This is a genomic window from Acinetobacter sp. NIPH 817, assembly GCF_000368405.1.
Taxonomy (GTDB): Bacteria; Pseudomonadota; Gammaproteobacteria; order Pseudomonadales; family Moraxellaceae; genus Acinetobacter.
In genome coordinates this window covers 445,549-458,477 of the sequence record NZ_KB849420.1, presented here as the reverse complement: position 1 = coordinate 458,477, position 12,929 = coordinate 445,549, and the positions used below count along the sequence as shown (strand labels likewise).

The 12,929-nt window shown below is 38.7% G+C and carries 12 protein-coding genes; 5 read left to right on the top strand and 7 right to left on the bottom strand.

From position 1 onward, the window contains the following. Window positions 1-64 precede the first annotated feature (64 nt). Both mrcB and F968_RS05855 read left to right on the top strand, forming a co-directional pair. Window positions 65-2,461, top strand: a complete 2,397-nt coding sequence (gene mrcB, locus F968_RS05860; protein ID WP_004791219.1) for a penicillin-binding protein 1B — start codon at window positions 65-67, stop codon at window positions 2,459-2,461. Between the two features lie 21 nt (window positions 2,462-2,482). Next, window positions 2,483-3,031, top strand: coding sequence for a hypothetical protein (locus tag F968_RS05855; protein WP_004791217.1), 549 nt, complete (start codon window positions 2,483-2,485; stop codon window positions 3,029-3,031). Window positions 3,032-3,053: 22 nt separating this feature from the next. Here F968_RS05855 and F968_RS05850 read toward each other — a convergent pair whose 3' ends face one another. Continuing rightward, window positions 3,054-3,956, bottom strand: coding sequence for an NUDIX domain-containing protein (locus tag F968_RS05850; protein ID WP_004791215.1), 903 nt, complete (start codon window positions 3,954-3,956; stop codon window positions 3,054-3,056). 136 nt (window positions 3,957-4,092) lie between these two features. Here F968_RS05850 and hemP point away from each other — a divergent pair, with 136 nt between their 5' ends. After that, on the top strand, window positions 4,093-4,263 hold the full coding sequence (hemP, locus tag F968_RS05845) for a hemin uptake protein HemP (RefSeq protein ID WP_004643472.1): 171 nt from the start codon (window positions 4,093-4,095) through the stop codon (window positions 4,261-4,263). Window positions 4,264-4,335: 72 nt separating this feature from the next. Here the strand turns inward: hemP and F968_RS05840 are convergent, their stop codons facing one another. The 4 genes from F968_RS05840 to F968_RS05825 form a co-directional block, all read right to left on the bottom strand. Further along, window positions 4,336-5,676: a sensor histidine kinase gene (locus tag F968_RS05840; protein WP_004791213.1), complete on the bottom strand. Its 1,341-nt coding sequence runs from the start codon at window positions 5,674-5,676 to the stop codon at window positions 4,336-4,338. Next, window positions 5,673-6,335 (bottom strand): response regulator transcription factor, encoded by a 663-nt coding sequence (locus F968_RS05835; protein WP_004791211.1) that lies wholly within the window; start codon window positions 6,333-6,335, stop codon window positions 5,673-5,675. Before F968_RS05835 ends, F968_RS05840 begins: the two co-directional genes overlap by 4 nt. 107 nt (window positions 6,336-6,442) lie before the next feature. After that, window positions 6,443-6,802, bottom strand: coding sequence for a NirD/YgiW/YdeI family stress tolerance protein (locus F968_RS05830; RefSeq protein ID WP_004791209.1), 360 nt, complete (start codon window positions 6,800-6,802; stop codon window positions 6,443-6,445). Window positions 6,803-6,882: 80 nt separating this feature from the next. Next, window positions 6,883-8,640 (bottom strand): type IV pilus assembly ATPase TfpB, encoded by a 1,758-nt coding sequence (locus F968_RS05825; RefSeq protein WP_004791208.1) that lies wholly within the window; start codon window positions 8,638-8,640, stop codon window positions 6,883-6,885. Window positions 8,641-8,929: 289 nt separating this feature from the next. Between F968_RS05825 and F968_RS05820 the strand changes: the two genes are divergently transcribed. Beyond that, entirely contained in the window at window positions 8,930-10,201 is a 1,272-nt protein-coding gene (locus tag F968_RS05820) for an MgtC/SapB family protein (protein ID WP_004791206.1), read from the top strand. Between the two features lie 6 nt (window positions 10,202-10,207). On the opposite strand, the gene tsaA is transcribed toward F968_RS05820, so the two are convergent. Beyond that, the gene (tsaA, locus tag F968_RS05815) at window positions 10,208-10,942 is read right to left on the bottom strand and encodes a tRNA (N6-threonylcarbamoyladenosine(37)-N6)-methyltransferase TrmO (RefSeq protein ID WP_081399485.1); all 735 of its coding nucleotides are present in this window, start codon (window positions 10,940-10,942) and stop codon (window positions 10,208-10,210) included. Window positions 10,943-11,043: 101 nt separating this feature from the next. Here tsaA and F968_RS05810 point away from each other — a divergent pair, with 101 nt between their 5' ends. Then, on the top strand, window positions 11,044-11,823 hold the full coding sequence (locus F968_RS05810) for a ferredoxin--NADP reductase (RefSeq protein ID WP_004791202.1): 780 nt from the start codon (window positions 11,044-11,046) through the stop codon (window positions 11,821-11,823). Window positions 11,824-11,877: 54 nt separating this feature from the next. Here the strand turns inward: F968_RS05810 and F968_RS05805 are convergent, their stop codons facing one another. Beyond that, window positions 11,878-12,747, bottom strand: coding sequence for a PhzF family phenazine biosynthesis protein (locus F968_RS05805; RefSeq protein WP_004791200.1), 870 nt, complete (start codon window positions 12,745-12,747; stop codon window positions 11,878-11,880). Between the last annotated feature and the right edge of the window lie 182 nt (window positions 12,748-12,929).

Genomic DNA, 12,929 nt, shown 5'->3' with positions numbered 1-12,929 from the left:
CATTGCAAATTGATGACAAGCTATCGCATCATTACAGGCATTGTTAGGGTTTTATCTCATTTTTATGAAGTTTGAACGTGGTATCGGTTTCTTTGCACTAATCTTTTCCATTTTGGTCATTGGTGCTTTTATTGCTCTTAGTATCTATCTGATTCGTTTAGATAATATTATCCGTGAAAAATTTGAAGGACAACGGTGGGATATTCCTGCCAAAGTGTTTGCACGACCTCTGGAAATTTATAACAACGCACCTATTTCCCAAGCAAATTTCACTCAAGAATTGAAGCTACTGGGTTACAAAACTTCAAGTAATTATGACAAATCGGGAAGTTATGTTGCTCAAGGCAGCAACATGTATATTCACACACGTGGTTTTGACTACGGCGACAGTGTTGAACCTGAACAAGTCTTAGAGTTAAGTTTTGCAAATGATCAAGTTGTTGAAGTTCGAAGTACTAAACCTTCTTCAACTGGCGTTGCACGCTTAGAACCGTTACTCATTGGAGGAATTTATCCTCAACACAATGAAGACCGTGTACTCATTAAATTGAATAATGTCCCTAAACCACTCATTGAAGCTTTAATTTCTACAGAAGACCGCAATTTTTATCATCATCATGGTATTTCAATTCGCGGTACGGCTCGTGCACTAGTGAGTAATATCACGGGTGGAAAGCGTCAAGGTGGCTCAACCCTGACTCAACAATTAGTTAAAAACTTCTATCTCACACCTGAGCGTACATTAAAACGTAAAGTTAATGAGGCTTTAATGGCTTTGCTCATCGAGCTGCATTACAGCAAAGATGAAATTTTAGAAGCCTATTTAAATGAAGTGAATCTGGGCCAAAACGGTAGCTACTCAATTAATGGCTATGGTTTGGCTTCACAATTTTATTTTGGTTTACCATTACGTGAGCTTAGTGTTGCTCAACAAGCTTATTTAGTAGGTTTGGTACAAGGTCCTTCTTTATATAATCCTTGGAAAAACCCTGAAGGTGCAAAAAAACGCCGCGATACCGTATTAAATAATATGCGTGTGATGGGTTATTTAACTCAAGCCGAATATGAAGATGAAATTGCACGTCCTTTAAATGTATTAAGCAAACCAAGTTTAGGGCCTGCAAAATTCCCAGACTTTTTAGATATTGTACGTCGTCAATTGCGTACAGAATATCAAGAAAGTGATTTAACCAATCAGGGCTTACGTATTTTTACGACCTTAGACCCAATTACTCAAACTCAAGTTCAAAATGCATTTAAAGCTTCAGTAGACCGCTTAGCAAACAGCAACCCAGCACGTTTGAAAAACCTCCAAGGTGCTGTACTGATTGCGCATCCTGAAAATGGTGAGCTTGTTGCAGCAGTTGGCTCTACACAAGACTTTACTGGTTTTAACCGTGCTTTAGATGCAAAACGCCAAGTCGGTTCTTTATTGAAACCTGTAATTTATTTAAGTGCGATTGAATCTGGACGTTATAACTGGGCAAGCCAAATTGAAGATGCTCCAATCAGTGTTCCTGTAGACGGCGGTAAAAGCTGGACACCTAAAAACTATAGTGGTGGTGGACATGGTGTAGTAAGTCTGAGCGAAGCATTAGCAAACTCATATAACCTTTCTGCTGTACGTTTGGGTCAAGAGTTTGGTTTATCAACATTTAGCAATAATCTAAGAAAGTTTGGTGTTGAATCAACGATTCCTGCCTACCCTTCTATTTTCCTTGGGGCAGTCAATATGTCACCAATGGAAGTGCTCGGGATTTATGAGAACTTCGCTACAGGCGGTTTTAAATATCCAACTCGTGCAATTCGATCTGTGGTAGATGCGAATGGTCGTTTACTTGACCGTTATGGCCTGAATGTTCAACAAACGATTGATCCGGCTGTTGGCTATATCATGAACTATGGTTTACAACAGGTCATGTCTTCGGGTACTGGTCGTTCAGCCTACAGTAGCTTATCTCCAGCTTTAAAATTGGCAGGTAAATCAGGTACGACTAACGATACACGTGACTCATGGTTTGCAGGTTATTCGGGTAACCATGTCGCTGTAGTATGGTTAGGTTTAGATGACAATAAAGTAACTGGTTTAACTGGTTCATCTGGTGCATTGCCAGTATGGACTAACGTGATGAAACAGTTACGCCAAACTCCTGTGAATATACGTCAACCAGACACTGTACAGTGGCAGTGGATTGATCGTGCAACAGGTGATTTATCTGCTCAGGCTTGTGATGGCGCTATGTATATTCCGATGCTAACCCATACGGTTCCGCACCGTGCTACTCCATGTGGAGCACCTTATTATCAAGTTGATCCAACATATACGCCACAAAGTGATAACACAACGCCTGACTCTCAGGATGATAATACCGACAGTTATATTCGTGAGAGTGAAAGTCAGATGCAACAAGATCTGTCAAATAACTCACGTGTAATTTCAAGTGGTAGTTATAACAACTAAGCGTAAACAGGAAATTAGGATATGTTGAAGAAAGGTGTTTTTTATATTGGTGCTGTTCTTATGGTCGGCTGTACAACTTTGCCTGATCATTCTGACTCCAAAGAGAAAACACCTACTCCTCCAGTCAAAAAGACGGAAAATCCATCGGGTGTAAAAATTACACCTTATGATCATCCGGAAATTCAACGTAAAAATTTACAGGTGATTGTTCCTCAACAGAAAAAGCCTCAACATTTTAGTGATGATGGCAGCCAGTTACCTGCATTTAAAGTCTTAATGCAAAAAACACAGCAGGCTTATAAAAACCAGCAATGGTCAGAAGCTGAACGCTATGCACTTCAGGCACAGCGTTTAGCACCGCAAGCAGCTGAGACTTATTTATTTCTTGCACTTACTGCAAATCATAAACAGCAATATTCTAATGCTGAGTCTCTTGCCAGACGTGGTTTGAGTTTTGCCCAAAGTCAGGCCATGAAAAAACAGCTTTGGCTAACTATTTTAAAAGCTGGGCAACAACGTAATAATCAAAAAACTGTTCAAGAAGCACAGCAAGCATTAAAAGCGCTCTAGCTTTTAATGCTTTTATGTTTTATTAAAAATTACGAATACCCGCCAAGCCATACGCACCGTGTTGCTGTGCTGTGGCTAAATCATCAGGACTCATACCTCCCAAAGCGAATACGGGAATCTGGCATTTTTCAATCAAGTCAGTTAAACGATCCCACCCTAATGCGCTCGCATCTGGATGGGTCTCTGTCACTTTGACAGGACTTACAAAAACAGCATCACAGCCAATTTGCTGAGCATGCTGTAAAGAAACTGCATCGTGGCAAGCAGCAATAAAACGTACTCCCACTTCTAAGTCGCCTTTATGCAACCTCATTAATTGGGATTGCTTAAGATGTACTGTTTTTATATGAGTTTTTAACTCAGGTTTTAGCTTGTGCCAAACATCGAAATTCACGATTAATTTTGAAAGCTGATTAGAATCCAAAATAGCTAATTTTTCTAGATCTACCTGATCAAAACTATCTTTTTCACTACGCCAATATACTAAAGTGTCATCATTTTCGACTGGTGCCAGTGTAGGACTAATTTTAATAAAATGTGGCCAATATAATCTTTTTATGATGTCTTTATTGGCTTTTGGAAAGTTTAAGTGAAGTAATTGTTCACGTGTGTACCATGCCCATGGTTGATGAATAAGATTTAATAGTTCATCAGGCACATAACTATGGAATAAATGTAAATTGACAATAATGTCGTCATATTCATGATGAATATAATCAAATTGATGCCAATCTTTTAAACCAATACCCACTTCTTCATAGATTTCACGGCGACAGGCTTCTTCGGGTGTTTCACCTTGCTCAACCTTCCCCCCCGGAAACTCATGCTTTCCACCTTGATGCTGCTGCTCTTCGCGCCATCCAACTAGTATTTTTCCACGATGGATCAAGATTGCTATAGCGACATCGACGATTGGTTTGGGCATTTTTTTACTCTCTAAAACTTTTCTCAAGTGTAAGCAAATTTTATCATTTTATAAAATCTTAAAAATCTCATTGACAGATCTATTCGATAATGATTATCATTTAAATCGTTCAAGAACATACCACGGAGCACAACAAATGAACGCACCTTTTAGCTTATTTACTCGTAACAATGAAACAGCTCATGCCTTACCAATGTTACATTCTAATAACCTCTTTGCATTAGGCCGTGAAATCCGCATTATGCATGCTGGCGAGGAATATCGTTTACGCCTCACTCGCAACAATCGTCTAATTTTAACTAAATAGAAAATACACTCGCGTTTCAATAATATTCGTGGGAAAACAAAAAATGGATAGCATGGGTAACCATGCTATTTTTTATAATGGAAGATTAACCTCTACCCTCAAACCACCCTGTTCAGCATGCATAAAACGCAATTCACCATTGTGCAATTCAATAATTTTTCGAGTAATGGAAATTCCCAACCCTGAACCTTGCTGCTGAGTACCTAATACTCGAAAAAAACGCTGCCCTAAACGTTGCAATACCTCATCATCTACACCATTTCCTGTATCTTCTATAGCGACCTTAATTTGCTGTTCGTCCTGACTAATCTCGACATGAATAGAACCTAAATTCGGGCTATAACGAATGGCATTATCAAATAAATTTCTAAAAGCAATAAACAGTAATTCTTCATTCGCAAAGGTTTTAGTTTCTGTCGATAAAGTATTTGTCTCTATCAACATCTGTTTAGCTTTCGCATCTAAATCTACAGTTTCAATAACTCTTGCCAATAAGTAATTTAAATCGATAACTGTCTTAGGAAGTTGTGGCTGCTCAGCTTCATTCGGTTCCAAACGAGCTAGAAGTAGTAAATTTTCAAGTATCTTTGTACTTCTAGAAACGTCTTCTTGTATACGTTCAAAATCTTGATGTAGCTCCGGAAGATGCTGGTATTTACGCTGTAAAACCTGAAGACGCATTTGTATGGCAGATAACGGAGAACGTAGCTCATGCGAAGCATCTGCGGTAAAACGCTGCTCAGCAACGAGAGCCCTTTGCAATCTTGCAAGTAATTGGTTTAAAGCATCTATAACAGGTTGAATTTCTGTAATGACATCTGGTTCTTGAATCGGTTCTAAATTTGATGCAGTTTTTTGAGCAATACGTTTTGAGAGTAAATTTAGTGCGGCCAATTGATGCTCGGTACGCCAACTTACAATGACCCATTGTAGTAGCCAGAACAACACCATAAGACCACTATATCCGGCAAGTGCTTTGAGTACTTCTTCAATACGTGTACTCATTGGCTGAAAGACTTCAACTTGTAGTTGAGAGTCTTCTTGTTGTGCAGCCAGACTACGCCATAATTGACCATCAAACCAAAAATATGAAAAACCTTCTGACAAGTTACCTTGTTCAAAAAGTTCATGCTGATAGCTATGGGAATGGGTCAATACTTGGCCTGTGTTTAATAACTCATACTGAATATCAAATTCATCACTCAGCTCATCAAACTGTTTCATGGAGTGTCCAGAAAGGTCAGAAACCAACAAAGTATCTGAAATTTCATCCATAATTTCGTCTTGCACTGACATGTTGTGATAGATCGAAAATATGGTGAGTAAACTTAAAGCCAACAGCCCCACCACAACGCTACTCCACATTGTGGTTTTAACCAGTTGCGACTGCAAGGATGAGCGATTCGATTTCATTTTAAATCTCCCATACGGTAACCTAGCCCCCGTATGGTTTTAATACTGCTACTTCCGATTTTTTTGCGGAGCTGATAAATAAATACTTCAATCGCGTTACTTTCAATTTCCTCACCCCATGCATAGAGTGCTTCTTCTAATTGATCACGGGTAATAATATGCTCGGGCTGCATCATAAGCTTACGCAATATTTGGAATTCTTTTGCCGTTAAATCAATAGACTTGCCCGCACTTAATACAACTTTTGCTTGTGTATCAAGTTGCAGGTCACCCCACGTTAAAATTGATTGTTGACTCAAAGTTTGTTTGCGTAATTGAGCACGGATACGAGCAGATAACTCTTCTAAACTAAAAGGCTTAACCAAATAGTCATTTGCACCTAAATCTAGTCCTTCTACCCGATCATGGATACTGTCACGTGCGGTAATAAAAATAACAGGAACATTTTTTTGTTTATGACGGATCGTTGTTAAAACTTTTTCACCAGCCAATTGCGGCAGTCCCCGATCAAGCAAAATACAGTCATAGTTATGCTGTTCAATTGCCGTAAGCGCATAATCACCTCTTTCGACCCAATCGACCTGATAACCATCTAACTCTAACCATGATTGAATACTTTCAGCTTGAGAGCGATCATCTTCTGCAAGCAAAATTCTCATCTATTTTTCCTGTTATATCCTGATTTGATCTTGCCAAGCCTTTATAAAAAAAGCAAAGCCGCATCATTTAAATGCGGCTAAAAGTAGTAGATCTACAGACTCATGAATTAAAACTGAACTTGATCCACATCAATTTCTACACGTTTTAAAGGTTTATAGTCGATATCTACTTCACCAATTAGAGTGACATTTGTATTTGCTGAAATAGGACGACCCTGCCAAAGTTCATCATCTACATCAATTGTAATGCTACCTGTCTTGTCACGAAATTGATATTTTTCATCACCTAAAGACTTTACAACCTGACCATGTAATTTGACTGGTGTATTATCTTTCGCCGTTAATGCATGCTTAACAGTTGTCAGAGTTGCTGGAGCAATTGCTGCCTGATTCACAGGCGGGTTTGCCATAGCTACACAAGTAACAGTTAGACCTGTAGTCATTAATATTGCTTTAAGTATTTTCATATTATTACCCTCTGTTTATGGTTCCCTCTTGGGATAAAGCAATTAAATCAAGCATAAATGAGGTGAATCTTAAGAAAAACTTAATTTAATGGCACAACCCGCAATACCTCTTCTAATGTCGTAAGACCATCAATCACCTTACGGGCCCCAGCAATTCTTAAAGGTTCTACACCTTCTTTTTTAGTTTGCGTTCTCAAATCATTTAAGGTCATATGGCTACTAATAAGATGCTTAAGCTCAAGACTAACTGGCATAAATTCATAAATACCAACTCGCCCTTTATAGCCGGTATGACGACATTGTTCACACCCAACTGCCTGATAAACTTTTTCTGGCATATCCATAATGTAGTCAAATGTTAAATGTTGCCATTCATCTTCATTAATATGAGTTTGCTGTTTGCAGAGTGGACAAAGTTGTCGTACTAAACGCTGTGCCAATACACCTAAAATAGTTGCTGCTGTTAAAAATGGCTGCACACCTAAATCATGCAATCGAGTCAAACTGGACGGCGCATCATTGGTGTGTAAAGTTGATAACACCAAATGACCTGTGAGTGCCGCCTGAATGGCCATATTCGCTGTATCTTGATCGCGAATCTCCCCAATCATAATAATGTCTGGGTCTTGTCGCATAAGTGCACGAACACCGTCTGCAAAACCTAATTCAATTGCATTATTGACCTGCATTTGGTTAAAACTAGGCTCTAACATTTCAATCGGATCTTCAATGGTACAGACATTAACCTGATCTGTTGCAAGCTGCTTTAACGAAGAATATAGCGTTGTGGTTTTACCGGAACCTGTTGGCCCCGTGACTAAAATAATCCCATGGCTATTTTTTGTTAATTGCTGCCACTGTTGTAAGAGGCCCTCTTCAAAACCAAGTTGATGAAAAGAACGTACCAACACATCGGGATCAAAAATACGCATGACCAGTTTCTCACCAAACGCTGTTGGTAAGGTTGATAAACGGAGTTCAGTTTCTTGACCTTTAGGTGTCCGTGTTTTTAATCGACCATCTTGCGGTTTACGTTTTTCCGCTACATTTAAACGCCCTAAAATTTTAATTCGGGAAATCACAGCAGTCAGCGTATTTGAAGGCATGTTATAAATAGTGTGCAACACACCATCAATACGGAACCTGACTTTACCATTGTCTTTACGTGGTTCCATATGAATATCACTGGCACTCTGCTCAAATGCAAACTGTAAAATCCAGTCAACCAATTTCACAATATGCTGATCATTTGCATCTGGATTTTGACTATCGCCAAGCTGCAAAAGCGCTTCAACATTTTTAGTATCACGTTCATGAGCTGCATCTTTTTGAGCGGAATTTACCGCACGGCTGACCTGATAATATTCACGCAAATAGCGTTGCAACTGTTCAGGGTTAAGTAATACCCGCTCAATTTTTTTAGGCGCTAGACTCCGCTCTAAATTGGTTAGCCAATCTGTTTGAAATGGTTGATCTGTTCCAATCACGATTCGGTCGGCATGAATTTCAACAGCTAAAATATGATTGCGAATGGCAAACTCTTGTGACATTACTTGTGTTAAAGCACTGACATCTGCTTTTAAAGGATCAATCACGAATAAAGGGAGCTGAACCCGATCTGCAAACCATAAACATAAGCGGTTTAAACTTAAATGAGCATGTGTGTGCTGCTGATCTTTTAAATTAAAATGTGCAATCCACTGTAATGGGTGCCACTTTAATTGGTCTTTTTGACGGTGGCTTGACTGTACCAGTAATTTATCTCGTTCTGTAATACGACCTTCTTGTAATAATTGTTCTAGACACCAATACGTATCTATTTGTACATGTGCATTCATGCGTTATCCCCAATATATTTTTATAATATAGCAGAGATATTTTTGATTTAGCTCGTCACAAAATTGCTAAACTGTACTTTTAAATATTCTTTAACTTCAGATAATTAAACCAATTCTCAACTTAATATTTTTTTGCGTCATAGTTCATATTTATAAAGAAACTGTGTCTGTGGTTTTGTCTAAAAAAGGCACTATGCTCATTATAATAAAAAGCATAAACTGAACGTGAATATATGATTTTTAAAACGATTCAAATCGACTTATAACAATAAACGAAAGAGGAAGTAACATGGAGCTTCCAATGACAATGTCATTACAAACAACTTCATTTGAAGAATTCATTACCGTGATTGCTGCGGCGCTCGGTTGTGGCTTATTAATTGGTTTAGAACGTGAGCGAAGTAAGCTTAAACATGAATACAAAACGTTTGCTGGATTTCGATCTTTTGCAATTAGTTCATTATTAGGCGCCATCTGTTTTTTATTCGGCACTGAAATTGGAATTGTAGGCGCTCTCCTTATTGGCGCGATCAGCATTGCCTCTCTCAAAAATCAGCCCAATGACCCTGGTGTGACCACCGAACTTGCCTTTATTATGACTTACTTTATTGGGGCACTGTGCATTTGGAATATATCATTGGCGGCTGGACTTGCCGTAATCATGACGATTATTTTATTGGCTAAACAATCTATGCATGGCATTGCCAGTCAGTGGATTACTGAATCAGAATTACGTGATGGCATTTTCCTACTTGCCTTACTTTTAATAGCGCTGCCTTTAGTACCTAATAAGCCTTTCTGGGGGCCAGTCCTAAATCCACATGTGATTTTAAAATTACTGACTTTAATCTTATTTGTGCAAGCCCTCGCCCATATAGCAAAGCGGCTTTTGACATCTAAAAATGCTTTGTTGCTTTCTTCTTTAGCTTCTGGATTTGTTTCTAGTACAGCGACTATTGCCAGTTTAGGCTTAGAGGTACGCTCAGGCAAAGCCAATGCAACGACAAATGCAGGTGCTGCATTGATGTCTTGCGTTTCAACACTCATTCAAACTTTAATTATTGTGATTGGAATTAGCTTTGCTTGGTTTAAACTGATTATATTTCCTACACTTATTGCATTAGTAGTTTTAGCAATCTGGGCCTTCATTTTATTACGTAAAGCAGAGCCCAGTACAACTTCGCCCGAACTCGACTCAAGAATGTTCAGCTTAAAAGAAGCAATTATTATTGCCAGCACACTCACTCTCATTCAGATTGGAGTATATGGCCTAAGTCTATATTTGGGAGATGCGGGCTTAATCGCTGGAACCCTACTTGGCTCTTTGTTTGAAATACACGCAGCTATTGCGGCAGTCATTGTGCAAGGTGAACCTGATAGCACGCATATGACACCTTTATTAATTGCATTTTTAGGAGGTTTCGCAGTTCATGCCCTTGCCAAAAGTGTGAACTCTGCAATTTCGGGTGGGCTGCACTATGCACTTGCTTTCGTTCCAGCCCAACTCATTCATATGGCTATTTTTATTAGTTTACTTTGGCTCAACATCCATTGGTTTTAAAAATTCCTATTGCGCAAGCGAAGAAGTCTTCACCACATCAACGACAGTAACTACAAATTGATCGACCTTAAAATGAATATCAAAGTCTGAAAATTTCATTTTATAGATTCGTTCAGCGTCTTCTTGGTAGGCAGGCCGAGGATCTAAAGATAAAACTTGTTCAAGCTCATCAATGTACTGTGAATTCATTTCATTATTTTGCAGAAAATATTTTTGCGCTGTTAACGCAGCTTCTGACCAAACGACCGACTTCCGTTCAGGTTCTGCATGTGCATAACCACTTTCTGCATCAATAATTGCATCAGAATACTGAATATAAGGTTTAATATCTAAAATTGGAGTGCCATTTAATAAATCACTTCCCGTGATATAGACCCGAACAGACTTCCCGACTTTTTCCACTTTATTCAATTTTACAACTGAAAGCCCGATTGGAGATGGTCGATACATGCTACGTGTAGCAAACACCCCAATTTTTTCATTACCGCCTAATCGTGGTGGACGAACCTGTGGACGGAATTTATCTGCACTCTCCTGATTTTTATTGTCATGAAACTGCCAAACTAGCCAGAGATGACTGAACTGCTCAATTCCCTCAAATGCCAATAAGTCATTATAAGGTTCTGCAATTTCGATATAAGACTCAATATTTACCAAATTAGGCTGGCGTGGAATGCCAAATTTTTCACGATATGGGGAACACATGTGGCCAATTATGGGGAAGGTGACAGAGTTGATCATCACTTTTTCTTATAAACACAATTAAATATATTCAGTTTATCGGGAATGAAATTAGATTAGAATAGCAATCTGTTTTCTTTTAATCGTGATCGAGACCTTTAATGGCTGCTTTTAACGTCGAACGCATTACTCATGTTCATCACTGGAATGACACCCTTTTCAGTTTTAAAACTACACGCGACACCAGCTTACGTTTTAAAAATGGTCAGTTCGTAATGATCGGACTAGAAGTGAATGGTAAACCGTTAATGCGTGCGTATTCGATTGCAAGTGCAAACTACGAAGAAGAGTTAGAATTTTTCTCAATTAAAGTACAAGATGGCCCTTTAACTTCGATTTTGCAAAAAGTACAAGTTGGCGATGAAATTTTAATTTCTAAAAAACCGACAGGCACTTTAGTTCATGATGACCTTTTACCGGGTAAAAACTTGTACCTTTTATCTTCTGGTACTGGGCTTGCACCATTCTTATCAATTATTCGTGACCCAGAAACTTACGAACGCTTTGAAAAAGTAATCGTTGTTCATGGTACACGCTATATTTCTGAATTAGCTTATCAAGACCTTATCTTGAACGAATTACCAAACCATGAGTTCTTTGAAGAGTTAGGTATTAAAGACAAGCTTGTTTACTACCCTACTGTTACTCGTGAACCTTTCCACACTCAAGGCCGTGTAACAACTGCAATTGAAACTGGCGCTTTATTTGAAAAAATCGGTTTACCACGCTTCAACCGTGAAACTGACCGTGCAATGCTTTGCGGTAGCCCTGCATTCTTAAAAGACGTGGCTGCATTACTTGACCAACACGGTTTAGTTGAATCACCTCGTATGGGTGAAATGGGCGACTACGTCATTGAACGTGCGTTTGTAGAAAAATAATTTTTTCTAGACATAAAAAAACCGAGGCACAGTCCTCGGTTTTTTATTTCTGTTTTACAACTTAATTGTGCCATCGATACAGGTAACAGCAGTTCCGCCTACTAAAATTTTATCTTGATATAATTCAAGTTGAAGCTGTCCGTCTCGACCTACTGCCCTACCTTGTGAAGAAAGTACGACATCATTTTGTGCAGACAGAATTCCATAGTAACGAATAAATGAAGCTACGCTACCATTGCCACTACCACAAACCGGATCTTCGTTTACACCACATGAAGGTGCAAATGAACGAACTTCTATGTGTTTTTGTTCATCATTATTTTCATGAAAACCAAAAACTGTCGCACCGGTAACTTTCATTTCTAAATCATGTTCTTTTAAAGCGGCAAAGTCTGGTTGGCTATCTAGAACAGCCTCAGCATTAACAGCTTGTAATACAATCCAGCGCGCCCCTACATCTACCAATGCAGCGTTCCATTGAGTATTAATTTCACATTTTAAAATTTCTGCTAATTTCTCAGTATGCATTGCGTCAAGTGGAGTAATTTTAGGCTTAGGGAGTTCAAATGAAATATGCCCTGAGTCACTCACGGTAAGAGTTACCAAACCCGCAGCACATTGCTGTACCAGCTTACCTTTTTGAGCTGTCACGAGGCCTGCTTCAAGCAAAGCATAGGCAGTACCAATTGTAGGATGTCCTGCAAATGGCAACTCACTTTGCGGAGTAAAAATTCGAACCTGATAATCCGCTTGCGAATCGGTCGCAGGGAGCACAAATGTCGTTTCAGAAAGATTGGTCCAGTTCGCAATTTCCTGCATCTGTTCAGACGTTAAAGTACTGGCATCCATAATGACTGCGACAGGATTCCCTTTAAATGCTTGTGAAGTAAAAACATCAACTTGTTTAAATGCAACAACAGACATAGACCACTCCTACTGATTTTTAAAATTAAAAAATATGGTTTTTAAGTCCTTACCATTTTTTGATCTTACTGATTTATTTTTAATGGTCACAGTATCAGTTAATATGAAAAATAATAGACACAGTTTTTAAGTTTAGATTTGTGTTAAATGAACTAATCAAAGCAATCACAATATTTGAGTTA